We start from the raw sequence: 22,719 nt of genomic DNA, 5'->3' as shown, positions 1-22,719 counted from the left end.
GTTCTACGTTCGGTCGCTCAGGCGAGCCGGTTGATGTTGACGACGCGGTCGGCGTCGATGTCGAGGGTGTGCGCGATCGAGCGGCTGTCGATGATGCGGTCCCAGGTGTCCTCGGTGACGCGAGCCTCGGTGACGAGGAGCTTCCGGACGAACGGCGAGTTCGACAGCACGCCGAGGTTCTCGCCCATGAGCGTGTCGGGGTGCACGTAGGGGTCGTAGATCGAGAGGTCGTACCCGGCGGTGAGCAGCATCCGTGCGAGATCGATGTTGGGGCTCTCGCGCAGGTCGTCGCTCTCGTTCTTGAACGCGAGCCCGAGCAGGAGCACCTTGGCGCCGTGCTCGAGTCCCTTCGTGACGAAGTTGAAGAGGAACAGCTTGTGTGCCTCGTTCGAGTCGATCAGCGAGTCGACGAGGTGCGTGTTCGATCCGGTCCTGCGCGCGATGTACTGCAGTGCGCGGACGTCCTTCGGCAGGCAGGAGCCGCCGAAGGCGCCGCCGGGCCGCAGGTAGTAGGGCGAGATGTTGAGCTTCGTGTCCGAGATGAAGATCTTGTGCACCTCGGCTGCGCTGATGCCGAGGTCGACGCACACGCGCCCGATCTCGTTCGCGAACGCCGTCTTGACCGCGTGGAACGAGTTGTCGACGAGCTTGGTGATCTCGCTCTCGCGGTACTTGACGTAGAACGTGGGCGCGTCGATGCCCTCGTTGATCGCGTCGATGACCGCCGACGGCTCGCCATCGACCGTGCCGACGACGATCTTCGGGGGCGAGAAGAAGTCCGCGATGGCAGTCGATTCGCGCAGGAACTCGGGGTTGTAGACGAGTTCGAGCAGGTCGATGCGGTCACCGAGCACGCTCTCGAAGATCGGCAGGACGAACTCCTCCATGGTTCCCGGCTTGACGGTCGAACGGAACGCGACGGTCATCGGGGTGCCGCGCTCCGCGATGAACTCGGCGAGCTGGTGGGAGGCACCGGCGATGTACGCCATGTTGTGCGAGCCGTCCGCCGCGCTCGGCGTGCCGACGCAGACGATGGCGAGTTCGGCACCGTCGGCTGCCTCGTCGAGCTGCGCACGCGCCACAAGGGCACCCGAGGCGACCCTCTCGGCAACGATCTCGTCCATGCCGGGCTCCGAGATCGGGGAGCTGCCCTTGTTGACCGTCCGGACCTTCTCGTAGTTCGGGTCGATGCCGACCACAGTGTGTCCGCTGTGCGCAAGACAGGCGGCGGCAGTCATGCCGACGTATCCGAGCCCGAGGATGACGATCTTCATACCGAGTTGCTCTTTCTTCCGATGCTTTGGGATCGATTGACCCTGGGGAGCTCACTCGACGCTGAGGTCCGCGGCTCTTAGGCTATCCCGTTCTCGGTAAGGCGCGCTCCGGCGCGCGGTCCCGCGCACATGACGACGCCCCGGCCCCTTTCGGGTCGGGGCGTCGTCCGGACGGCTTACTTCTTGAAGGCGTCCTTCACGTTCTCGCCGGCCTTGCGGAGGTTGGCCTCGGTCTGGTCGGCCTGGCCCTCTGCTTCGAGGCGCTCATTGTCGGTCGCTCGGCCGGCGCCTTCCTTGGCCTTGCCGGTGAGGTCCTGTGCGGCGTTCTTGATCTTGTCGTCGAGTCCCATGATGCGGTCCTTCCGTCGATCGCTCCGGGGTCGGTTCGCTCCGGATGCCACCGACGCTACGAGCCGCTCGCGCCGGCGACGAAGGGGGTGGCGCCGATCCGCGTCATGCGTTACGCCGCGACGGCACCGCGCCGTCGGATGGATTCTGGCGCGCGCACGACTTTCCCTATGGGGGCATTGTCCATTCGACTGCACCTCCGCATCGACAAGACCAATGGGCGCCGGGTCGAGGGTAGACCTGTGCCGGGGTCGGTCTAGCCCCCTCGCGCGAGGGTGAAGGCGGGCGTACCGTGCCGCTCATGAGCACACCAGACCAGCACAATACGCAGGGCGCGCCCGACGTTGATGAGGAAGCGGACACGTCGTCCGGTGGTGCCCCCGAAGAACCAGACCTCACGCTCGACGAGCACGGCAAGCCCATCGAGAACCCCTCAGGCGGCTGAGCCCGCGCCGTCGGCCACGACGCCCCCGGTATCCCTTCTTACGGAGCGACACCGGGGGCCGTCTCCGAGGTGCGCTCGCCGTCATCGACGCGCACGACGCCGATACGCATAGGTTGGCTGCCGTTGATGCGGCCGTAACGATGCCGGCGTACCGTGGCCGCCATGAGCAGGCGTAGCAGGAAGTATCCGATCGGGCGGGAGCCCTGGTACATCCGCGACTTCGGGGGCATCCCTGGGTGGGGGCTCGTCGCCGCGGGGGTGGTGTTGGCCGGGATCGCGGTCGTCATCGTTACGGTACTCGCGGGCCGCTGACTGCTAAATCGCCCGTAGGTGGCGCCTCGGTCTCGCATCGTTTGTCGGCTCGTCATTTCCACGAAGGAGAGACACTCAGCCACACGCAGTCGGGTTGAGGAACAAGACGACTGCGTCGGTCTTCTGGGAGAGATGGTATGCGTTCGCGGCAATCGCCGCGGTATACACGACTCGCACGTCGGGGGCGTCGCGGAGCGTCTTGTCGATCATGAGGCCAAGGTTCTGCATGAGGTTCTGGGTTCGCCTCGCCGGTCAGCGGAATGAGTCGAGGTCGGGGTCTCAGTTCATCTGTGCGCGCGGGTCGCACTCCACGAGAACTTGAAGCAAAGCCCATCATTCGAGGCAGCCTGATCCCGCGCGGACGACGTGGCGGTCATGACGGGGCGGGGCCTTCGTCTGCCGGCACGGTGCCGCCACCCCGTTGAATCGGCGGCATCCCTCCCCTAGCCTCGACGAATGCTGCCTGCTCGACACCGTCCGCTCCGCCATGTGCTGCTGCCGATGCTCGCCGCCGCGGCGCTCCTCACCACCGGGTGCATCGCGACCGATGCGGTGCCGGGAGCCGAGCCCAGTTCCGAACCGCCGACCGCCGAGACCTCGCCCAGCCCCACCTCGGAGCCGACGCCCGACTCGTGGGCCGGATACTTCGACGCCGAAGCGGCGGACGATCCGGGGTCGTCGACCGTCCGATTCTGGGGCTCATTCGGCGACGTCGGTGCGGTCGCGCCGGCGACGAACCGGGACGAACGTCTCCCCGCCGGCGAGTACACGATCGACGTGCAGTGTGCGGGCGACGCCGAGACCGTCGTGACGATCGCCGATCTCGCGGGCGATGCGCTGGCGGAGACCAGCACGCTCGCATGCCCGATGGCGACGGCGTACTCGATGACGCTCGCCGAGGACGGCCTCGACATCAGGCTCGATCCGCAGGGCGCGACCGGCGCGTACCTCGTCAGCATCGACGAGGCCGACTGAGACGGTCCCGTAGACTCGGCGATCACCCGCAGCGTCGCGCCCCATGTCGATGGAGGAACGATGCTCCGAGCCCCGCGCACCCGCATCGCGCTCATCGCCCTGGCCGTCTACGCGGCGGCGCTGGCGCTGATCGCGTTCTGGCCCGTGCCCGTCGACTCGGGTGCCGGTCCCCTGCTCGCGCTGATCACCGAGGTGTTCCCGCCGCTGACGCATCCGCGCGTCGAGTTCGCCGCCAACATCCTGCTCTTCGTGCCACTCGGGGTGCTGCTGTCGCTCATCGACCGCCGCGCGACGCTGCCGATCGCGTTCGCGACGACGGTCGTCATCGAGTGCGTGCAGGCCGTGGCGCTCGCGGCCCGCACGCCGAGCCTGCTCGACGTGCTCGCCAACCTGCTCGGCGCCGGCATCGGCCTGCTCGTCGTCGTCGCCGTCGACCGGCACCGGCATCGACGCACCGACCGCGCAGACCCGCTGACCCGCTGACCGCGAGACAGCAGCGACGGCCCGAGACGTTGGTTCTTGACCAACGTCTCGGGTTCCCACTGCTGTCTCGCGGACGCTGCGAGGTCGCGGTGTCAGCGGGGTCTCGGACGCTGCGGTGCCGCCGTGTCAACCACCCCGCCCGACCCCGCCCCCGCGCCTAGCCTGGTCGGATGGGAGACGACGTCACGCCGCAGGAGTTCACCGGCGCCGATCGCACGCGCCACCGCGAGAAGATCCGCCGCAATCTCGATGCACTCGAGCGGATGCTGCGTGAGGAGGCCTTCGACGCGGCCGATCCGATGACGGGTCTCGAGCTCGAGCTGAACCTCATCGACGAGGTGGGCGACCCGGCGATGCGGAACGAGCAGGTGCTCCGGGCGATCGCCGATCCTGCGTTCGTGTCGGAGTTGGGCCGCTTCAACGTGGAGATCAACGCCGAGCCGACGCTGCTGCGCAACCACGGCCTGACGACCCTCGAAGCAGACCTCCGCACGCGCCTGAATGCGGCTGAGGAGCGCGCGACCACGCAGGGCGCGCACCTCGTCATGATCGGCATCCTCCCGACGCTCGCCGAGAAGCACCTCAGCCGCAACGCGATCAGCGACGATGCGCGCTACGACCTGTTGAACGAGCAGGTGCTCGAGGCCCGCGGTGAAGACATCGCGATCGACATTGAAAACCAGGAGCACCTCCACACCACCGCCGATTCGATCGTCCCCGAGGCGGCGTGCACGAGCACGCAGTTCCACGTGCAGACGTCGCCCGACCAGTTCGCGGCGTACTGGAACGCCTCGCAGGCGATCGCGGGAGCCCAGCTCGCGACGGCCGCGAACTCGCCGTACCTCCTCGGCCGGGAGCTGTGGCGCGAGACCCGCATCCCGCTGTTCGAGCAGGCGACCGATACGCGCAGCGAGGAACTGAAGGCGCAGGGCGTGCGCCCGCGGGTGTGGTTCGGCGAGCGCTGGATCACGTCGGTGTTCGACCTGTTCGAAGAGAACGCGCGCTACTTCCCCGCGCTGCTGCCGATCGTCGACGACGAAGATCCGGTCGAGGTGCTCGATTCGGGTGGCATCCCGTCGCTGGCCGAATTGAAGCTGCACAACGGCACCGTGTACCGGTGGAACCGTCCGGTGTACGACATCGCCGATGGGATGCCGCACCTTCGTGTCGAGAACCGCGTGCTCGCGGCCGGGCCGACGGTCGCCGACACGGTCGCGAACGCGGCGTTCTACTTCGGGCTGGTGCGCGCGCTGGCGGAGGATGAGCGTCCGGTGTGGTCGCGGATGCCGTTCGCGACGGCGCGGGAGAACTTCCAGGCGGCCGCACGTCAGGGCATCGACGCGCGGCTGGGCTGGCCGGGTGTGGGCCAGATTCCCGCGACCGAGCTGATCCGGGAGCACCTACTCCCCCTCGCCGCCGGTGGTCTCGATGCGTGGGGAGTGGATGCCGCGGAGCGCGACCGCTACCTCGGCATCATCGAGGGTCGTTGCGCGGCGCGCACGAACGGCGCGGAGTGGTTCGCTCGCAAGATGCACGCCCGCGACGGCATGGAACGCTTCGACGCGTTGCGCGCGACGCTGCTCGAGTACCGCGAGGCGATGCACACGAACGAGCCGGTCCACACCTGGAGCTGACGCCGACCGGATGCCGCGCCGCCACCCAGCCGGCCGGGCGTACGCTTTAGTTCAAGGTTCCGCCGCGGCCGCCGGCGCCGCCGCGCGAGAAGCCAGGTCAGCCTCGCCGGCCCGCGCACCTACTCCTGCTCGCGTATCTGATCGCGCTCGCGTTGACGGCGTTCTGGCCGGCGCCGGTCGATGCAGGGCTTGCGCCGCTGATCGCCGAGGTCACCCGTCACCTGCCGGTCGTGACGCACGCGCGGGTGGAGTTCACCAGGAACATCGTGCTGTTCGTGCCGATCGGGCTGCTCCTGCCGCGCATGATGCCGCGCGGACTGGTGCTGCCGGTCGCGCTGGTCGCGACCGTGGCGGTCGAGTCGACGCAGGCGCTGCTGCTGGACGCGCGGGTACCGAGCGTGCTCGGCATCGTCGCGAACGTCACCGGTGCGCGCGTCGGCCTGCTCGCCTTCGAGGCATCCCGCGCCTGGCGCAGTTCCCGGCGTGGGAGTGAGTCCCTCGCGACGTAGCCGTGCGCCGCAGCGCGGGGGCCGGTCGGCCCCGCACCGCGGCGCACGGAGCGTGATCAGCCGTTGATCGTCATGTCGACGATGACCGGTCGGTGATCGCTCAGGAGTACGCCGTTCCACAACGGTCGCGGTGAGGACGCGCTGTGGATCGTCGCCCGCTTCGTCATGACCCAGTCGATTCTGCTTCCTCCGGCGGTCGGCCCAGCTGAGGCCCCTGCGTCGGTCCACCCGTTCGAGGTGAACGTGTTGTGCGTCGCGCTTCCGGGGAGGTCGTTGAAGTCACCTCCGAGGATCAGCGGGTCGCTGTGCCCGAGTTTGCTCTCGATGAATTGTGCTTGCTGCAACCGCTGCGTCGGCGCGAGTCCATCCATCCCGACGGTCAGATGCGTGCTCCAGACCACCACGTTGTCACCGCTGGGCAACGCGAAGTTCGCCCCTGCGAGCGACCGGTTCACCGAGGTGGCACCTTCCGCGCACGTCTTGAGGCGCGGCAGCGTGTAGGTGACGTGCGACAGCTTGGAGAACTTCGTGTAGATCGCGTTGCCGACCCAGTTGTTGCTGCTGGTCTGGCACGCCTCACCCGGGTGGTCGGCGCGACCGAAATGCAGCTTGCCGGTGTATGCCGACCCCAGTGCGGATTCGAGCTCGCGCACCTGATTCCCGATCGGGGGCTTGCCGTCGACACCATCCGGAGACTGCTGGATCTCCTGGATCATCAAGATGTCCGGATCGTGCGATCGGATGAACGCCGCGACCGCGGGCATGTCGGCATCATCGCCCTTGATGTTCCATGTCATCACGGTGACGCGATGTGATGCCGCGGTCGCGGGCGAGGGTGCGACCGCGAGCGCGGCGACGAGGCCGACGAGCGAGGCGATTCCGAGTGTTCTGAGTGTTTTGCGCATGGGGAGCTTTTTCTTGGCTGGGGAGGTGATCGAGGTCAGAACTGTTGCGTTCGGCTGCTGAGGATGACCCCTTCCGCGGAGAGTGTCTGGACTTCCAGTTCGGTTCCGGCGGGCAGTCGCCCTCGCCACGACGCGGTTTCGCACGAGCCGCGCGTCGTCCCTTCGTCCGCCAGAGTCCGCATGGTCGCGCCTCCGGCGTTTCGGACGATCGCCCGTACTGAGGTGCCGTCGTCGACTGCGGTGCCGGTGTTCTTGCAGACCGACAAACTCACGTGTGCGGGACGCGTCGTGGTCAGTTGTCCCCAACCGGCGAGCGCGTCGTCTCCTGCGAGGACTGTGCGCGTGCGGTTCTCCGGCGACATGAACGCGAGGTCCATCACGACGCCGACGTGGTCTGATGCCTGCAGGTCGACGGTGGACATGTGGCCGCCGATCGCTTCGAACGAGCGAGATGCGTAGACGTAGTCGATTCGCCGGTCGGGATTCTGACCGACGGTGCTTCCGTATGAGGCCGTCATGCTGACACCGTCCTGCCCGTCGCGCACCTGGCGCCAGGTGTCGGTCATGCCGCGGTCGGCGATCCACGACTGCATCAGGTTGTTCTGCGAGAAGGCTTGCGTCTCGACGTCAGTGACACGGATGTTGAAATCCCCCGCGAGAATCGTCGGCGCCGTCGGATCGATGCGGTCCAGGACCATGCCCACCTGCACCTTCTGGTCTTCGACGAGGGCGGCACTGCCGGGCGTCGAGAGATGCGTCGCGTGCATGTTGACGTGGCCAATTCCGGGGACGTCGATCACGGTGCTGAGCAGGCTCCGCCGGTCTTTCCCGCCAGGTTCGTAGTTCTCATTTGGAAGCTTCAGAACGTCTGTCTCGCCGACGATCGGATGCTTCGAGAGGATGAGCTGCCCGGTCGTCGACCCTTCGCCTCTGGGCAGGTCGACTTCGGCGAGCCCCCAGCTGCTGTAGAGGTAGCCGTCGTCGGTGAGCGCTGCGGCGAACGCTGCAGGTTGGTCTCCGCTGTACGGCGCGGCATCCGTCGGGTCTTGCTGCACTTCGTTCAGGGAGACGATGTCGGGTGCTTCCGCGGCAATCACCGCGGCGATCCGCTCGATATCGGGGCGGCCGTCCCCATCGACTCCCACCGCGCCCTGGATGTTCCATTGCATGACGCGAAGGACGGGCGGATCGGATGCCGCAGCCGGTATGACCGGGGTGCTGAGTGCGACAGCGAGTGCTGCCGAGATGGTGAGCAGACGGGCAGGGGTGTTCATGGTGTTCCCTTCATCGTTGAACGGGTGTGGTCGTGCGAAGCTCGAAGTCGAACTCGTATCTGCCGGAGACCACGCTGAAGCTGGTCTCGGTATCTCGGCCCGTCACCTCGGACACGCCGGGGACGGACTCGAGGTCGGTGCCGCGTTCGGTGACCGCGACCCCCGGCAGCACGACGTCTGCACGCACGCCGGGCGGCACCTCGATCGCGACGGTCGCGGTGCCGCGCTCACGGCGCCACGCTGAGCGGATCCGGCCGGCCGCCGATTCGTACGTGGCGTCGACCCACGTGAGCGATCCACCGATCTGCGGGCGAATGCGGAGGTGGCGGTATGCGACCGAGGTCGTGGGCTGCTCGATGCCGGCGACGCTGCGGTACAGCCACTCCCCGACAGACCCGAGCGAGTAGTGGTTGAACGAATTCATCTGCGGCGCCTGGAAGCCACGGTCTTCGGTCCAGCCGTCCCAGCGCTCCCAGATGGTCGTGGCGCCGTGTCTCACGGAGTACAGCCAGGAGGGGAAGCGATCGGTCTCCAACAGGGCGTACGCGAGATCGCTCCGACCGATGGCGGTGAGGACGGGGCAGAGCAACGCGACGCCGATGAAGCCTGTGGTGAGCAGCGTGCCGTGCGCCTCGATCGTGCGAGCGAGGTGCGCCCCGACCCGGTCGCGCTGCGCAGGCTGGACGAGGTCGAACGCGAGCGCGAGCAGATAGACGGTTTGCGTGTCGCCGGTGATGCGGAGGTCCTCGTCGACGAAGACGTCTCTGAAGCGTTCCGCGATTCGCTCGGCCAGAGCGCCGTATCGCGCGCCCTCGTCGACTCGACCGAGTTCGACCGCGGTCCGCGCAGTCAATGCTGCGGAGCGCGCGAAGTACGCCGTCGCGAGGACGTCGCGCGGCGTGACGGCGTCGATCTGCAACCAATCCCCGTAATGGCTGCCGACGCGGCGCGTCCAGATCAGATCGGGATTGTGTCGGTGCACGAAATCGACCCACCGGGTCATCGAGGGGTACGCCTCCGTGAGGAAGCGCTGATCGCCGTACGCGCGATACAGCTCCCACGGGATGATCACACCTGCGTCGGCCCACCCCGGGGCGCCGTCCCGACCTCGATAGTAGGGAACCGGCGGGACGACCGATGTGAAGGCCCCCTCGTCGCTCTGTGCGAATCTGACGTCTCGCATCCACCGGAGAAAGAACGCGGCGAGGTCGGCGTTGTACATCGCGGTCGGGAGGAACACCTGCGCGTCGGCCATCCATCCGAGCCGCTCGTCGCGCTGCGGGCAGTCTGTCGGCACTGCGACGAAGTTCCCCCGCTGTCCCCACGAGATGTTGCTCACCAGTTGGTTGATGTCGGCGCTCGATGTCCGCATGACGCCCGCGGCCGGAGTGTCGGAAGAGATGACGATTGCGTTGACGGCCTCCAGCGGGAGCGGCTGCGCGAGCCCGTCGATCTCGACGTAGCGAAAGCCATGGAACGTGAATGATGGCTCGAAGACGTCGGCACCGCCCGCCGACGTGTACACGTCGCGTGCCTGCGCCGATCTGAGGTTCGCCGTGTAGAGGGCACCGTCCTCGAGGGTTTCGCCGTGCCGGAGCACCACTCGGCGCCCGGTGTCGAGCTGGTCGAATGCGACCCTCACGCGGCCGACGAGGTTCTGGCCGAAGTCGTAGATCCATCGGCCCGCGGCATCACGCGCCACGTCGATCGCGCTCAGCGTGTCGACGACCCGCACCGGCTCGTCGACCTGCGCTGTGAGCCGAGAGAAGTCCGATCCGCACGATCTCGCGGGAGCCCAGTCGGTGTCGTCGTAGCCGGGCATGGTCCACTCGCCGAGGCTGCGCCGACGATCGACGGCTTCCCCCATCAGCATGTCGGTGAAGACGATGTCGCCGGGCGATTCTCGCCAGTGCCCGTCTGTGGCGATGAGTGTCGACGCGCCGCCGTCGTGGTCGACGACGATCATCGCCCACCCCTCGGGCGCGACCCCCCAGTGGTTGCCGTGGCGTCGATGGTCGAATCCGACGTAGCCCGACCACCAGCCGTCGGCGACGACGAGTCCGACGGCGTTCGCGCCCTGATGGAGCATGTCGGTGATGTCGTACGTCTGATATTGAATCCGGTCGTCGTAGTCGGTCCATCCCGGTGCCAGCTCGTGGTCACCGACCACGGCACCGTTGAGGTATGCCCGGTAGACGCCTTTCGCGCTCGCGTACATGCGCGCTCGGCGGACGGGGCGCTCCAGTGAGAACTCGGCGCGGAAGTGCCCTGGTGGCTCGATGTTGCGGACCGCGTCGGGGATGTCGTCGACGACGGGAGGGTCGTGCACGTCTGCGCGGCGGTCCCAGTTCAGATCACGGCCGATCCACGCTCCGGGTCGCTCGATCTCGTCACCGAGTCCGGTTTCGAACCACGATGCCGCCTGCGAGCTCTCCGCCCCGGTCTCGTCGGTCACGATGAGCGTCCAGTCGTACCGCGTACGAGGTCGCAGCGGCGCCTCGACGGTCACGGCACGCGTATCCGGATCGCCGATGACGCCGCTGTCCCACACCGTCAGATCTTCGGATGCCACCAGCACACGGCAGCTCGCTTGCGTGAGACCGCGCCGCGCGGCATCTGCACTCCGCAGCTTCCACGACAGTCTCGGGGAGCTCGCATCGAGTCCGAGCGGCTCGATGCGGTGCTCGGCACGCAGGTCGTACGGCTGCAGGGGTGTCGTCATCGTCATCCTTCGCACACTTGCGGAATGTTCGGGAACGTATCATCCTGTTCGACATTGAGGAAGTCGTTTCGATACTGTCGAAAGACTCCGAGGAAGGATGCAATGGTGCACGCCCCCGACGTCAAGAGCCCGATCCAGGTGATCGACCGCGCCGTCATGCTGCTCGATCGGATCGCACGCGGCGGCCCGTCCGGCGCGTCGCTCACCGCGTTGACCACATCGACCGGGCTGGCGGCATCCACCGGTCACACGTTGTTGGCGTCGCTTGCCGCGCACGGGCTCGTCGCGCAGATCACGGGGACGCGTGCGTACGTGCTCGGGCCCCGATTCTTCGAGCTCAACCGAGCATTTTCGCTGCACCACGACCTCGGTGCGATCGCATCGCCGGTCATGCGCGAACTGTGGGCCGAAACGAACGAGACCGTCCATCTCGCGGTGCTGCAGGCCGGCGCCCGAGTCGACATCGCCGTGTTGGTGAGCCCGCAGCTGCTGAACATCAACCCGCTGGCGGGACTCAAAGCCGCGTCGAGCCCTGACCCGATGATCCACACTGCGGCGGGGAAGGTGTTGCTTGCCGGCGCGCCCGAAGCCGACCGGAACGCCATCCTCGCGAACCTTCAGGACGCGGCGCTGGACACCGTCGAGTCGATGTTGTCGCGCACGCGCGACGACGGTTTCGCGACGAATGTCGAGGAAGAAGCGTCGGGTGTGTGCGGCATCGCGGCGCCCGTCATCGACCACGAGGGCACCACGATCGCCGCATTGTGCGTCGGGTACCCCGCAGTCCGCCAGACGACGGCGTACCAGGAGTCGATGCGGGTCGCCACCGTCCGAGCCGCCGCTGCGCTGTCTCGAATGCTCGGCGGGTCGACCGATGCGTGACCGTGTCGACGTGCTGGTCGTCGGCGGTGGCCCCGCCGGCATCTCCGCAGCAGCGCAGGCCGCGCGCCTCGGCCTCAGCACGGGGCTGGTCGAGAAGAACGGTGCACTCGGGGGCACCACGGTGGTGGCGGGCGTCGCATTGCCGGGGTTGTTCCACGCGTGGGGGCGCCAGGTCATCGCCGGGATCGGGTGGGACATCGTGCGCCGGAGCGTCGACGTCGCCGGGGGCGAGTTGCCCGATTTCTCGCGGTGGGAGCAACCGCATTGGAAGCTGCAGGTGCCGGTCTCTCCCGGAATCTACGCGTCGGTCATCGATGAAGCGCTTGACGCCGCGAGGGTGGACCTCTTGCTCCACACGATGATCGGCGCGGTCGAGTGGACCGGGTCGGAGTGGGTCGTCACGCTGTGCTGCAAGGAGGGGTTGCGAACGGTGCGCGCGGGCAGACTGATCGACTGCACCGGCGACGCCGACGTGGTGGCGCATGCCGGACTCGCGCGGCGGCAGAACCCCGAGATGCAACCTGGCACTTTGATGGTGCGTCTCGGCGGGTACGACCACCGCGAGTTGCGCGGGCTGGACATCGATGCGTTGGATGCCTCCTTCGACCGGGCGGTCGCCGACGGACGGCTCCTGGCGCACGACTTCCAGACGACCGATCGCCCGATGCGGTCGTTCCTCCGCAACCGCGGGGAGAACAAGATCCACATCACCGGCATCCACGGCGGAACGAGCGCCGATCGCACCGAGGCCGAGCTGGCCGGCCGGCGCACGTTGCTTCGCATCTTCCGGTTCCTGCGCGCGCAGCCCGGTCTCGAGGCGCTCACGCTCGATGCGTGGGCGATCGAGACGGGCGTCCGCGAGGCCTTCACGATCGACGGGCTCGTCGAGGTCACGCACGACGACTACTGGAGCGGGCGGAGGTGGCCCGATGGGCTGTCGAACAGCTTCTACCCGATCGATGTGCACAGGTCGGATGGCGACGGAATCGACATCCGTCGATTGCCGTACGGGGTCATCCCTTCGATTCCACTGCGTGCGATGGTGCCGGCGGACGCTCCCGGCTCGTTGATCGTCGCGGGCCGCAGCATCTGCGGCGATCAGGAGGCCAATTCCGCGTACCGCGTGCAGGCCTCATGCATGGCGATGGGGCAAGCGGCCGGCGCGGTCGCGGCGATCTCGCTGCTCGACGGCACGCGTGTCGAGGACATCTCGATCGAGCGGGCCCATCAGGTCTTGCGGGCCCACGGTGCGATCATCCCCGGCGACGTCGCGATCGACGACCACCGGATCGATCCGCTCGCGCATCCGCGGGCCTTGGCTTCTTGACCGATTCCACACCTGCACCACCAACGAAGGAGAACGAGATGAGCAACGACGCTCGACCACGCATTCGCCGCTTCACTGCCGTCGCCGTAGGGATCACGGCGATGGCGTTGACCGGATGCGGATTCGTGAATGCACCCCCGTCAGACCAGGAGGAGGCGAGCGGAACGGTCACCGCGTATGTGAACACCGAGATGACCACCGGACTCGGTGTCGTGTCCGAGGCCTTCACCGAGGAGTCGGGCCTCGAGCTGGACATGAACTCGGCCGAGACTGCTGACCTGAATACGCAGCTTCGGGTGCAGTTGACGAGCGACACCGCTGCGGATCTTTTGCGTGTCTCGCCGGGTATGTCCAGCCCCGTCGCCGCCGGCGTGCTCGCGACGGCGGGTGAGTTGGCGGATCTGAGTGACGAGCCGTGGGCGGCCGACGTCGATCCGGCGATGGCCGCACTCGCGACGGTCGACGGTCGACTGCACGCGTTCCCGGTCGCACGCAATTCGATCGCGATGGTCTACAACAAGGCGGTGTTCGAGGAGGCGGGCATCGACGCTCCTCCTGAGACGTGGTCGGAGCTCCTCGACGCTGCGGAGAAAATCGCGGCCGTCGGCAAGACGCCGATCGCGGCGGGACTTGCCGAGGGAATCCACCTGCAGTTCTACATCTATGCGCTGGCTGCCTCGATCGGCTTCGCCGACGGCACCGACCTCAACGATCGTCAACTCGCGGGCGAGACCTCGTTCGCCGACGACCCCGCATGGGCCGAGGTGTTCGAAAAGTTCGAGGCGCTCTTCCCCTACTTTACGCCCGACTCCACCGGCGTTCCGCCGGACCAGGCGATGCAGGAGCTCGCGCGTGGAGATGCCGGGATGCACCTCAACGTCACCGCGGCACTCCCCGCGATCGCCGACTACTCCGAAGAGGGTGCCGACGCGTTCGGTGTCTTCGTCATGCCCGGCACGGACGATGCGGGTGACACGCGGTTGCCCATGGCGCCGGAGTTCATCGCCATCAATGCGAACGCGAAGAACCTCGAGGGCGCCAAGTCGTTCCTGGAGTTCTTCGGTACGCAGGAGCAGGTGCAGGCGTATGCGGATGCCGCCGGGAGCATCCCCGGCCTGTCGGTCGGCGCGTCGCCGTCGAACGAAGCGCTGACGCCGATCTTGCCGTTCGTCGACGAGGGCCGCACTGCTCCGTTCGCGAATTACCTCTGGCCGAACGGCGACACGCAGCAGACGTTGCTGCAACAGGGCGTGCTGTGGGTGAACGGTGACATCACCGCCGACGAGGTGGCGCAGCAGATGGATGCCAAGTTCGAGATGGGTGCTCCCGAGTGACAGCACTCCTGGAACGCGCTGCGGCGTCCGAGGAGGACGCCGCAGCGGCACACCGACGCCGACGTCGCGGACGATCGGGACGGGTGAGCCTGGCGTTCATCGTGCCCGCGATGGCGATCTATGCGATCGCGGTGATCTACCCCACGCTTGCCGGCGGCCTGTACGCGTTCACCGACTGGCGCGGCGGGGCGGATGCCGAGTTCACGGGGTTCGCGAACTTCGCGCAGCTACTGGCAGACCCCCGGTCGAGTTCCGCGCTGGTGAATACGTTGGTGATCGCCGCAGTGTGCACGGTCGCTCAGACGGTGATCGGTTTGGCCCTGGCTCTTGCGTTGCACTCGAGGCTGCGCTCCCGCAACGCACTTCGCACGCTGTTCTTCGCGCCGGCCCTGCTGCCCGCGATCATCGTCGGGTTTTTGTGGCAGTTCCTCCTGACCCCGAACGGACCGCTCAACAGCATCCTCGAGGGAGTTGGGTTGGGGATGCTGACGCAGAACTGGTTGGGCGATACCGACACTGCGCTCGGCGCCGTGATCATCGTCATCCTGTGGCAGAACGTCGGGATCACCATGGTCATTTACCTCGCGGGGTTAGAGGGCATTCCCGCCGAGGTGCATGAGGCGGCACAGATCGACGGCGCGGGCGTCGCCCGGCGGGTGATCTCCGTGACCGTCCCGTTGCTGGGTACCGCGACGACCATTTCCGTCGCGCTCACCTTGATCAGCAGCTTGAAGATCTTCGATCAGGTGTTCGCCATGACCTACGGCGGGCCCGGGTTCGCGACCGAGACGCTGACGACAATCATGTACAAGGAGGCGTTCGTGAGCGGGCGATTCGGTTACGGCGCGGCGATCGCGCTGGTGCTCACGATGATCGTGGTCGGGCTCGCGATGCTCCAGATGTGGGGCAGCCGACGGCTGGAGGTGCGTCAATGAGCGCGGCGGCCGTGCGCTCCGCCGGGAGACGCACCGACCGGCGATCACCTCGGCGTGTGGGGCGATGGGCGTCGGAGTTGGCCATGATCGCCGCGGGGCTGTGCTTCGCGTTCCCGTTCTACATTTTCGCGACGGTGGCGTTGAAACCCGCTTCCGAGGTCGCGCGCGACCCGCTCGCGTTTCCGAGCGAACTGCACCTCGACAATTTCCACGTCGCATGGGAGCGCGCAGACATCGGCCAGGCGCTGTACAACTCGACGGTCATCGCCGCCGTGAGCGTGGTGGCGCTGGTGGCGTTCGGCTCGGCCGCCGCCTATGCGATCGCTCGCCGAGGATCTCGACTCAGCAACGTCGCGTACCTGTTGTTCCTTCTCGGGCTCATGGTGCCGCTCACTCTCGGAATGACGCCGCTGTACCAGCTGATGCGTGATTGGAACCTGCTGCAGACGTACACGTCGGTGATCTTGTTCAGCGTCGGGTCGCAACTGCCGATCACGATCTTCTTGTATGCGGGTTTTCTGCGCACGCTCCCCCGCGAGTACGAAGAAGCCGCTCACGTCGACGGAGCAGGCCCGTTCGCGACGTTCCGACGGGTCGTGTTCCCGATGCTGCGCCCGGTCACCGGGACGGTGATCATCCTCGCGGCGATCAACATCTGGAACGACTTCCTCACACCGCTGCTGTACCTCGGCGGGAGCAGATACGAGACGCTGCCCGTGGCGATCAGCCGCTTCCAAGGAGAGTTCTCCACGGATTGGGGGGTCATCTTCGCGGGGATGGCGATCGCGATCGCACCGGTCTTGGTCGTGTACTTCCTTCTGCAGAAGCACATCATCAAGGGGTTCGCGAGCGGTTTGAAGGGGTAGCGGCGGCGACCCGCGTCAGCCGAGGTACTCCCCGAGTGACACCCGCCACGGGGCAGGGGGGGGAAATCCGGTGGCGTCGATCTTGGCGAGATCGAGCACCGACCAGCGCGGCCGCGGCGCGACTGGACCGGTCGCCGAGGCGAAGTACGCGTCCGTCGAGACACCGCTCACGCGGCCGCGGTCGGCTCCGACGAGCGAGTAGACCTCGCCGGCGATGTCGGCCCACGACGCGGCGTCGCCGGCACCGGTGAGGTTGTACGTGCCGAAGGCGGCATCCGATGCGAGCAGGATGCCACGGGCAAGGTCGCCCGTGAACGTGAGGCGCCCGATCTGGTCGTCGACGACAGACGGGTCGACGCCGCGCTCGGCGAGCGAGGCTATCGTGCGCACGAAGTTCTTGCCCCCGCCGATGTCCCACGACGTGCGGACAATGGCGCGGCACGGTCGAGACGATCGCGTCGGCGGCGGCTTTCGTCTGGCCGTAGACACCGAGCGGGGCGAACGGCTCGTCCTCGCGGTAGGGGGTGGTCGCCGAGCCGTCGAAGACGTAGTCGCTCGACACGTGCACGAGGGCGATGCCGTGCTCGGTCGCGATGCGCGCGAGCTGGGCGACGGCGGTGACGCTGCCCGCCCACGCGCCGCCGCGGTCGGTCTCGGCGGCGTCGACGGCGGTGTAGGCGGCGGCGTTGATGATCGTGCCGTAGTCGCGCCAGCGGCGGGCGCCCGACAGGTCGGTCGTGAGGTCGAGGTCGGCGCGCGTCGCGTACTCGACCGTGGCGCCGGGGTCTACGCCAGCCGTTCCGCCAGGAATTGGGCGAGGTCTTCGATCATCGCTGCCTCGACGTGCGGTGTCGCGGTCACGTGCGTCATCGCGTAGGTGCGGTGCTCCGCGAGCCCTCCCCCGGCACGGACGGCACGGCAGAACCGGTCTGCTCCGAATGCGACCTCATCGTGTTCCGCGACCGCGACGAAGACAGGTGGCATTCCGGAGGCGACCGAGGCCACCGCGGGCGACGCCCAAGGGCTCGTTGGGGCGATCGTCGTCCCGAGATATCCGGTGAGCTGCGCCTGACGCTGGTGCCAGGACTGCGCGTCGGCTCGCACGGCATCGGGGACTTCCGACAGCAGGAGCGACGGCACCACGAGTGCGAGCGCTGCGAGCCTCGGCTCGGTGGAACGAACCGCCGCGTCCACCTGTGCCGCGAGGACGGCGATGTTCCCCCCTGACGACGTGCCGGCCAGCGCGATGTTCGCGAACGCCGGCAAGCCGGCGACCCCGGACCGCACCGCCGCGAGGACGGTCACAGTGTCGATGATGGCGGCGGGGAACGGATGCTCCGGTGCGAGCCGATAGTCGACGTCGAAGACCGCCGCGTTCGCGACGTGCGCCATCCGCTCGATCGCGACACCGTCGATCGCATGCGACACCTCGCCGCCGCCCATCCAGAATGCGCCGCCGTGCAATCGCACGATCGCCGCACGCGGCGCGCGCGGTGCGGTCACCCGCACGGTCACGTGGTCTACGAGCGCAGCACCCGACGGCGGCTCGGCGCCGACGGGAGCGTGGGCGAGTGCGGATCCGAGGTCGGCAAGCTCAGCGCGCATCGGGACGGCGAGCGTGAACGACGACCGTTCGAGGTCAGCAGACGCGCTCGGCACGAGCTGCGACAGCTCGACACCGAACCGCAGCCGGGCCGCGCGATCGACGATGCGTCGATGCTCCACCGCACGGCGGTCCGCGTCGTGGCGCGCACTCGCGACGACCGAGAGCCAGTGTTCGACCGATTCGTCGCGCCCGCGCGGCGGCAGTGGACGCGCACCTCCGTCCCCGCTGGCATCTCGTGCGGATGCCACGTCCTCGAGCAGCTCCGCCAGGTCGACATTCACGTGGTCACGCCCGCGCGCAGCTCCGCGAGCAGCGTCACTCGCTGCACGGATGCGGGACCGGCGCCGAGCCTCGCGATGAGTTGCTCTGCCCCGATACGCCCCGACTCGACGAGCGGCTGATGCACGGTGGTCATGCCGAGTGCCTCGACGAGCTCACCGCCGTCCCAACCGACGACGCCGACGGCGCCCGGGACATCGACGGCACGTTCGCGGAGCTCGGCGAGCACACCCGCAGCGAGCAGATCGTGCCCGGCAAGCACGCCGACACGTGAGCGTCTCGCATGTCCGGCGATCACGTCGGCGGCGGCACGCCCGCCCGCGACATCACCGCTGCGTGCTGTGATGCAGAGGATGTCGCTTTCGGGGATGCCGTGCGCGCCGAGCGCGTGGACGAACCCGGTGAGCCGTTTCCGACCTTGCGAGATGTAGTCGTTGGAGACCTGCCCCTCGGTCACGTAGACGAATCGCTCGAAGCCTCGATCGACGAGGTGCTCGGCCGCGAGCTTCGCCCCGTGCACGTCGTCGAGCACGATCGAAGAGAGCTCGGGGTGGCTGGAATCGATGAGGATGGTCGGCAGATCCCGTTCGAGGATGCTGGCGCTGAGCGCCGAGTCGACGGGCACGCCCATGATGATGAGCCCGTCGAGCCTGCCCGAGAACGGCAACGCTGCGAGCCGTGGCGAGGGCGATCGGCTCGCAGACGGGTGGTCGAACACGATCGCTTCGATGTGGTCCTCCGTCAGCGCGGCGAGCACACCCTTCAGTCGTTCGGCGTACGAACTGTACGCGCCGAAGGGTGCGATCACACCGATGCGACGACGACCCGACGAGCGGCGGTACACCGCGGCGGCGTGCGGGATGTAGCCGAGCCGCCCTGCCACATCGAGGACGCGTTGTCGCGTGTCGGCACCGACTCGTGCCGGCCGGTTGATCGCGTTGGAGACCGTCGCGACCGACACGTTCGCTTCTCGCGCGACGTCGTAGATCGTGTACACCCGAGTCATGCCGAATACCGTTCCGCGAGCTTCGATCGTCCTCGCTGCACGGCGGGGTCGGGGATGGGCGCGGCATCCAGCAGCGATGCCGTGTAGGGATGCCGCGGCGACCCGACCACGTCGCCCACGGCGCCCTGTTCGACGATGTCACCGCGGTACATGACGGCGATGTCGTCGCAGAAGCTGCGAACCACCGACAAGTCGTGCGAGATGAACAGGTATGCGATGCCGCGCTCCTGCTGCAGTTCGTCGAGGAGTTCGAGCACCTGGGCTTGGATCGTGAGGTCGAGCGCGCTGACGGGCTCATCGCACACGATCAGTTCGGGTTCGAGGACGAGCGCTCGCGCGATTGCGATGCGCTGGCGCTGCCCACCCGAGAACTGCGCCGGGTATCGGCTTCGCGCAGCGCTCGGCAGGCCGACGCGCTCGAGCGCATCTGCAACGGTCCGGTTCGCGGCGCGCGTGCTCATGCCGTGCGCGAGCACGAGCGGCTCGGCGATGGTCGACCCGATCGTCCGCACCGGGTTCAGCGACCCGTAAGGATCCTGGAAGATGATCTGCACGCGCCGGCTCAGTTCACGCCGCGCGCGGCGGCCGGCGTTCACGAGCTCTTGGTCCCCGGCATCCGAGTGCAGCACGATGCTGCCGGCTGTCGGTTCGACCAAACCGACGATGGCGTTGCCGACGCTCGATTTCCCCGAGCCCGACTCGCCGATCAGGCCGAGCGTGCGACCGCGCTGCAGTTCGAGGTCGATCCCCTTCACTGCGGTCGTGCGGATGGCACGTCCTCGACCGTCGCGGCCGGCATAGCCGATTTCGAGGTCACGGATGGTGAGGAGCGGCGAGGTCGCGGGTCGTTCCGCGCGAATCGGCAATCGTGCCGGATCGGATGCCAGCATGTCGCGGGTGTGCTCGTGAGCGGGGGCGGAGAAGATCTCTGCGACGGGGGCGGCCTCGACGAGCACACCACCGCGCATCACGATGACACGGTCGGCGATGTCGGCGACGACGCCCCAGTCGTGTGTCACGAGGAGCAGCGACATCTCGGCATCCGATGCGCACAGGTCGTGGAGCAGGGCGAGGATCTCGGCCTGCACGGTCACGTCGAGCGCGGTGGTCGGCTCGTCGGCGATGAGGACTTTCGGTGTGGCGCTCAGCGCGGCCGCGATCACGATGCGCTGCGCCATTCCGCCGGAGAGCTGGTGCGGGTAGCGCCGAGCGACCGAGTCTGGGTCGGGGATCTTGACCTTCTCGAGCAGGTCTCGCGCGATCGCTTTCGCTGCGGATCGCCCCACGCCTTGATGCAGTCTCACGAGTTGCGCGAGCAGATCACCGACGCGCATCGAGGGGTCGAGCGACGGCTGGGGGTCTTGGGTGATGTAGCCGAATGTCGACATGCGCACGGCACGGAGCTTCTCGGGCGCGCTGCCGACCATGTCCACACCATCGACGACGATCTGTCCGCCGGCGACATGTGTGCCGCGGCCGAGGCCCAGCAGAGCGAGCGATGTCACCGACTTCCCGGACCCCGACTCGCCCACGAGGCACAGCGTCTCGCCGCGTGCGAGCTCGAACGAGACCCCGTCGATGAGCGTGACGGGTCCGTCGGCGGTGTCGGCGACGATGGTGAGATCCTGCACCCGCAGCAGGGCGTCGCCGGTGGCCTCTGCAGTCGTTGCGGTGCCGACCGGATGCCGCCGTCGCGTGCGGCGCCGCACGCTGCCGCTCCAGCGCTCCGCGACCGCGTCTCGGACGCTGTCTCCGATGAGCATGAAGCACATGATCGTGACGATGATGACGCCACCGGTCGGGATGAGCAGCCACGGCGCCCGCGTGATGTTCTGGCTGGCTGTCTCGACCATGTTCCCCCAGCTGGGGGCGGGGAGGCTGACACCGAATCCGAGGTATCCGAGTCCCGTTTCGGCGATGATCACGGTGCCGCTGAAGATCGTCGCCTGCACGATGATGGGCCCAGCCAGCCGTGGCAGCACGTGGCGGAGCGTGATCTGGGTCTCGGAGAGGCCCATGGTCCGCGCGCCACGGATGAAGAGCTCGCCGCGCACGGCTTTCGTGGTGCCACGGACGACCCGGATCAGGAGCGGACTCGTCAAGATGCCGAGCGACACCATGGCGATCGTCATGTTGCCGGGCAGGATCGAGAGCATCACGAGCAGGATGATGAACGCGGGGACGCTGAGGAGCAGCTCGGCCAGCCGGGTGATGATGGTGTCGACGACACCTTTCGACATGCCGGCGAGCAGTCCCAGCCCGGCGCCGACGACGAGGAAGACGGCGAGTGCCTGGACGACGCCGAGGAGCGTCTCACGACCACCGTGCAGCATCCTCGACAGGACGTCCCGACCGAGATCGTCGGTGCCGAGCGGGTGCGCCGTCGATGGCCCGGCGAGCACGTTCATCAGGTCCTGCTGCATCGGTCCGTACGGTGCGACGAGCGGTGCGGACACGACCGCGAGGACGATGATCAGCAGGATCGACGCACTGATCACGAACTGCGGACGGCGCAGGAGCATCCACCACAGGCCGTGCATGTCGCCGGCGGCCTTGCCGCTCATGCGTTCTCCTTCACATTCAGTCGCGCGTACAGCAGTTCGACGACGAGGTTGGTCACGATGATGACGATCGCGAAGATGAGGGTGATCGCCTGCACGACGGGGATGTCGTGCAACAGGGTCGCGTTGACTGCGTATCCGGCGAACCCGGGGATGACGAAGACGTTCTCGATGAGCACGGTCCCGGTTGTGAGACCCACCATCTTCATGCCGAGGATGGTCACGATCGGGATGGCGGCGCCGCGAAGCGCGTGACGCCACAGCACTCGCCGCTCGCTGACTCCGTGCGCGCGCAGCAGCACGATGTACGGCTGCGCGAGCTGTTCCGCGACGGCGTCGCGGGTCTGCTTGGCCAGCAGTGCCGTCCCCGCCAGCGTGAGCGTCGCGACGGGGAGGATGAGGTGCGCGGCCCACGGGCCGATGCCGTCGACCATCGGTGCGTACCCGCTCGTCGGCAGCCAGCGGAGTTGCACGGCGAAGATCGCGGCGAGCACGAGACCGATCCAGAAGTTGGGGACTGCTGAGCCGATCACGCTCAGCACGTCGGCCGTCTTGCCGACGGCGCCCGGGCGCGATGCACCGATGACACCGAGCACGACGCCGAGGATCGACGCGCACACGAACGTGCAGATGATGATCGCCAGCGTCGGTTCCAGGCGGTCGGCGAGCACGTCTGCGACAGGCACCCCGCTCACCACAGATGTGCCCAGGTCGCCGCGGAAGACCGAGCCGAGCCACGTGGTGTACTGCTGCCACAGCGGCAGGTCGAGCCCGAGCTCGGTGCGAACGGCCTCGTATTGCGCCTGTGATGCGGTGGGGCCGACGATGGTGCGCGCGGCATCTCCGGGAGTGAGCGAGATGAGCACGAACAGCAGCGCCGACAGCAGGAAGAACAGCAGGACGCTCATGACGAACCAGTTGACGAATCGTCGGAGGGACATCGTGGCTCTTTTCTGGGGACACCCGCGGCGTGCGCGGCGGTTGGATTCGGCGAGCGGATGCCGCGTCCGCCCGGGCGCGAGCGCTCCGGGCGGACGGTCGA

Annotated in this window: 21 protein-coding genes and 1 pseudogene; 10 read left to right on the top strand and 12 right to left on the bottom strand. The window is 67.7% G+C overall.

Annotated features, from left to right (window positions below; all coding sequences use genetic code 11):
* Window positions 1-17 precede the first annotated feature (17 nt).
* Window positions 18-1,274 (bottom strand): nucleotide sugar dehydrogenase, encoded by a 1,257-nt coding sequence (locus QNI14_RS08470; RefSeq protein WP_283716106.1) that lies wholly within the window; start codon window positions 1,272-1,274, stop codon window positions 18-20.
* 176 nt (window positions 1,275-1,450) lie between these two features.
* Window positions 1,451-1,624: a CsbD family protein gene (locus tag QNI14_RS08465; protein WP_283716105.1), complete on the bottom strand. Its 174-nt coding sequence runs from the start codon at window positions 1,622-1,624 to the stop codon at window positions 1,451-1,453.
* A 299-nt stretch (window positions 1,625-1,923) separates the two neighbouring features.
* Here QNI14_RS08465 and QNI14_RS08460 point away from each other — a divergent pair, with 299 nt between their 5' ends.
* Entirely contained in the window at window positions 1,924-2,067 is a 144-nt protein-coding gene (locus tag QNI14_RS08460) for a hypothetical protein (RefSeq protein WP_283716104.1), read from the top strand.
* Between the two features lie 38 nt (window positions 2,068-2,105).
* On the opposite strand, the gene QNI14_RS08455 is transcribed toward QNI14_RS08460, so the two are convergent.
* Both QNI14_RS08455 and QNI14_RS08450 read right to left on the bottom strand, forming a co-directional pair.
* A complete protein-coding gene (locus QNI14_RS08455; protein WP_283716103.1) occupies window positions 2,106-2,354 on the bottom strand; it encodes a hypothetical protein in 249 nt (82 codons plus the stop codon).
* Between the two features lie 100 nt (window positions 2,355-2,454).
* A complete protein-coding gene (locus QNI14_RS08450) occupies window positions 2,455-2,589 on the bottom strand; it encodes a hypothetical protein (protein ID WP_283716102.1) in 135 nt (44 codons plus the stop codon).
* 246 nt (window positions 2,590-2,835) lie between these two features.
* Between QNI14_RS08450 and QNI14_RS08445 the strand changes: the two genes are divergently transcribed.
* The 4 genes from QNI14_RS08445 (at window position 2,836) to QNI14_RS08430 (ending at window position 5,980) form a co-directional block, all read left to right on the top strand.
* Window positions 2,836-3,354 (top strand): hypothetical protein, encoded by a 519-nt coding sequence (locus tag QNI14_RS08445; protein WP_283716101.1) that lies wholly within the window; start codon window positions 2,836-2,838, stop codon window positions 3,352-3,354.
* A gap of 60 nt (window positions 3,355-3,414) precedes the next feature.
* Window positions 3,415-3,837 (top strand): VanZ family protein, encoded by a 423-nt coding sequence (locus tag QNI14_RS08440; RefSeq protein WP_283716100.1) that lies wholly within the window; start codon window positions 3,415-3,417, stop codon window positions 3,835-3,837.
* Between the two features lie 170 nt (window positions 3,838-4,007).
* Window positions 4,008-5,471, top strand: a complete 1,464-nt coding sequence (locus tag QNI14_RS08435; RefSeq protein ID WP_283716099.1) for a glutamate-cysteine ligase family protein — start codon at window positions 4,008-4,010, stop codon at window positions 5,469-5,471.
* Between the two features lie 125 nt (window positions 5,472-5,596).
* On the top strand, window positions 5,597-5,980 hold the full coding sequence (locus QNI14_RS08430) for a VanZ family protein (protein ID WP_347177830.1): 384 nt from the start codon (window positions 5,597-5,599) through the stop codon (window positions 5,978-5,980).
* Window positions 5,981-6,036: 56 nt separating this feature from the next.
* Here QNI14_RS08430 and QNI14_RS08425 read toward each other — a convergent pair whose 3' ends face one another.
* The 3 genes from QNI14_RS08425 to QNI14_RS08415 are packed head-to-tail and all read right to left on the bottom strand — an operon-like array spanning window position 6,037 to window position 10,881.
* Window positions 6,037-6,885, bottom strand: a complete 849-nt coding sequence (locus tag QNI14_RS08425; protein ID WP_283716098.1) for an endonuclease/exonuclease/phosphatase family protein — start codon at window positions 6,883-6,885, stop codon at window positions 6,037-6,039.
* A gap of 35 nt (window positions 6,886-6,920) precedes the next feature.
* A complete protein-coding gene (locus QNI14_RS08420) occupies window positions 6,921-8,159 on the bottom strand; it encodes an ig-like domain-containing protein (protein ID WP_283716097.1) in 1,239 nt (412 codons plus the stop codon).
* Window positions 8,160-8,169: 10 nt separating this feature from the next.
* Complete coding sequence (locus QNI14_RS08415) at window positions 8,170-10,881, bottom strand: alpha-L-rhamnosidase (RefSeq protein ID WP_283716095.1); 2,712 nt, start codon at window positions 10,879-10,881, stop codon at window positions 8,170-8,172.
* Window positions 10,882-10,986: 105 nt separating this feature from the next.
* Between QNI14_RS08415 and QNI14_RS08410 the strand changes: the two genes are divergently transcribed.
* The 5 genes from QNI14_RS08410 (at window position 10,987) to QNI14_RS08390 (ending at window position 16,225) form a co-directional block, all read left to right on the top strand.
* Window positions 10,987-11,763, top strand: a complete 777-nt coding sequence (locus QNI14_RS08410; RefSeq protein WP_283716094.1) for an IclR family transcriptional regulator — start codon at window positions 10,987-10,989, stop codon at window positions 11,761-11,763.
* Window positions 11,756-13,090 carry an FAD-dependent oxidoreductase gene (locus QNI14_RS08405; protein ID WP_283716093.1) on the top strand — a complete coding sequence of 445 codons (1,335 nt, stop codon included), beginning with the start codon at window positions 11,756-11,758 and terminating at the stop codon, window positions 13,088-13,090. Before QNI14_RS08410 ends, QNI14_RS08405 begins: the two co-directional genes overlap by 8 nt.
* Before the next feature lie 38 nt (window positions 13,091-13,128).
* The gene (locus QNI14_RS08400) at window positions 13,129-14,424 is read left to right on the top strand and encodes an ABC transporter substrate-binding protein (RefSeq protein ID WP_283716092.1); all 1,296 of its coding nucleotides are present in this window, start codon (window positions 13,129-13,131) and stop codon (window positions 14,422-14,424) included.
* 83 nt (window positions 14,425-14,507) lie between these two features.
* Entirely contained in the window at window positions 14,508-15,359 is an 852-nt protein-coding gene (locus tag QNI14_RS08395) for a carbohydrate ABC transporter permease (RefSeq protein ID WP_283716091.1), read from the top strand.
* 83 nt (window positions 15,360-15,442) lie between these two features.
* Window positions 15,443-16,225 carry a carbohydrate ABC transporter permease gene (locus QNI14_RS08390; RefSeq protein ID WP_283716090.1) on the top strand — a complete coding sequence of 261 codons (783 nt, stop codon included), beginning with the start codon at window positions 15,443-15,445 and terminating at the stop codon, window positions 16,223-16,225.
* Window positions 16,226-16,240: 15 nt separating this feature from the next.
* On the opposite strand, the pseudogene QNI14_RS08385 reads toward QNI14_RS08390, so the two are convergent.
* From QNI14_RS08385 to QNI14_RS08365, 5 genes and pseudogenes are all read right to left on the bottom strand, one after another.
* Window positions 16,241-16,955, bottom strand: a pseudogene (locus tag QNI14_RS08385) (SDR family oxidoreductase).
* A 56-nt stretch (window positions 16,956-17,011) separates the two neighbouring features.
* Window positions 17,012-18,112: an alpha/beta hydrolase fold domain-containing protein gene (locus QNI14_RS08380; protein ID WP_283716089.1), complete on the bottom strand. Its 1,101-nt coding sequence runs from the start codon at window positions 18,110-18,112 to the stop codon at window positions 17,012-17,014.
* Entirely contained in the window at window positions 18,109-19,116 is a 1,008-nt protein-coding gene (locus QNI14_RS08375) for a LacI family DNA-binding transcriptional regulator (protein WP_283716088.1), read from the bottom strand. The genes QNI14_RS08380 and QNI14_RS08375 overlap by 4 nt, the downstream gene beginning before the upstream one ends.
* Window positions 19,113-21,680 carry an ABC transporter ATP-binding protein/permease gene (locus tag QNI14_RS08370; RefSeq protein WP_283716087.1) on the bottom strand — a complete coding sequence of 856 codons (2,568 nt, stop codon included), beginning with the start codon at window positions 21,678-21,680 and terminating at the stop codon, window positions 19,113-19,115. The genes QNI14_RS08375 and QNI14_RS08370 overlap by 4 nt, the downstream gene beginning before the upstream one ends.
* A complete protein-coding gene (locus QNI14_RS08365; protein WP_283716086.1) occupies window positions 21,677-22,618 on the bottom strand; it encodes an ABC transporter permease in 942 nt (313 codons plus the stop codon). The genes QNI14_RS08370 and QNI14_RS08365 overlap by 4 nt, the downstream gene beginning before the upstream one ends.
* Window positions 22,619-22,719 lie beyond the last annotated feature (101 nt).

The organism is Microbacterium dauci (genome assembly GCF_030065535.1).
GTDB classification, from domain to species: domain Bacteria; phylum Actinomycetota; class Actinomycetes; order Actinomycetales; family Microbacteriaceae; genus Microbacterium; species Microbacterium dauci.
This window is presented reverse-complemented; position numbering and strand designations above follow the sequence as displayed.

Bases quoted from the DNA above. Each gene is read 5' to 3' on its own strand.
- QNI14_RS08470 (WP_283716106.1), bottom strand. From the start codon at position 1,274: ATGAAGATCGTCATCCTCGGGCTCGGATACGTCGGCATGACTGCCGCC.
- QNI14_RS08465 (WP_283716105.1), bottom strand. From the start codon at position 1,624: ATGGGACTCGACGACAAGATCAAGAACGCCGCACAGGACCTCACCGGC.
- QNI14_RS08460 (WP_283716104.1), top strand. From the start codon at position 1,924: ATGAGCACACCAGACCAGCACAATACGCAGGGCGCGCCCGACGTTGAT.
- QNI14_RS08455 (WP_283716103.1), bottom strand. From the start codon at position 2,354: ATGACGACCGCGATCCCGGCCAACACCACCCCCGCGGCGACGAGCCCC.
- QNI14_RS08450 (WP_283716102.1), bottom strand. From the start codon at position 2,589: ATGATCGACAAGACGCTCCGCGACGCCCCCGACGTGCGAGTCGTGTAT.
- QNI14_RS08445 (WP_283716101.1), top strand. From the start codon at position 2,836: ATGCTGCCTGCTCGACACCGTCCGCTCCGCCATGTGCTGCTGCCGATG.
- QNI14_RS08440 (WP_283716100.1), top strand. From the start codon at position 3,415: ATGCTCCGAGCCCCGCGCACCCGCATCGCGCTCATCGCCCTGGCCGTC.
- QNI14_RS08435 (WP_283716099.1), top strand. From the start codon at position 4,008: ATGGGAGACGACGTCACGCCGCAGGAGTTCACCGGCGCCGATCGCACG.
- QNI14_RS08425 (WP_283716098.1), bottom strand. From the start codon at position 6,885: ATGCGCAAAACACTCAGAACACTCGGAATCGCCTCGCTCGTCGGCCTC.
- QNI14_RS08420 (WP_283716097.1), bottom strand. From the start codon at position 8,159: ATGAACACCCCTGCCCGTCTGCTCACCATCTCGGCAGCACTCGCTGTC.
- QNI14_RS08415 (WP_283716095.1), bottom strand. From the start codon at position 10,881: ATGACGACACCCCTGCAGCCGTACGACCTGCGTGCCGAGCACCGCATC.
- QNI14_RS08405 (WP_283716093.1), top strand. From the start codon at position 11,756: ATGCGTGACCGTGTCGACGTGCTGGTCGTCGGCGGTGGCCCCGCCGGC.
- QNI14_RS08400 (WP_283716092.1), top strand. From the start codon at position 13,129: ATGAGCAACGACGCTCGACCACGCATTCGCCGCTTCACTGCCGTCGCC.
- QNI14_RS08390 (WP_283716090.1), top strand. From the start codon at position 15,443: ATGATCGCCGCGGGGCTGTGCTTCGCGTTCCCGTTCTACATTTTCGCG.
- QNI14_RS08375 (WP_283716088.1), bottom strand. From the start codon at position 19,116: ATGACTCGGGTGTACACGATCTACGACGTCGCGCGAGAAGCGAACGTG.
- QNI14_RS08370 (WP_283716087.1), bottom strand. From the start codon at position 21,680: ATGAGCGGCAAGGCCGCCGGCGACATGCACGGCCTGTGGTGGATGCTC.
- QNI14_RS08365 (WP_283716086.1), bottom strand. From the start codon at position 22,618: ATGTCCCTCCGACGATTCGTCAACTGGTTCGTCATGAGCGTCCTGCTG.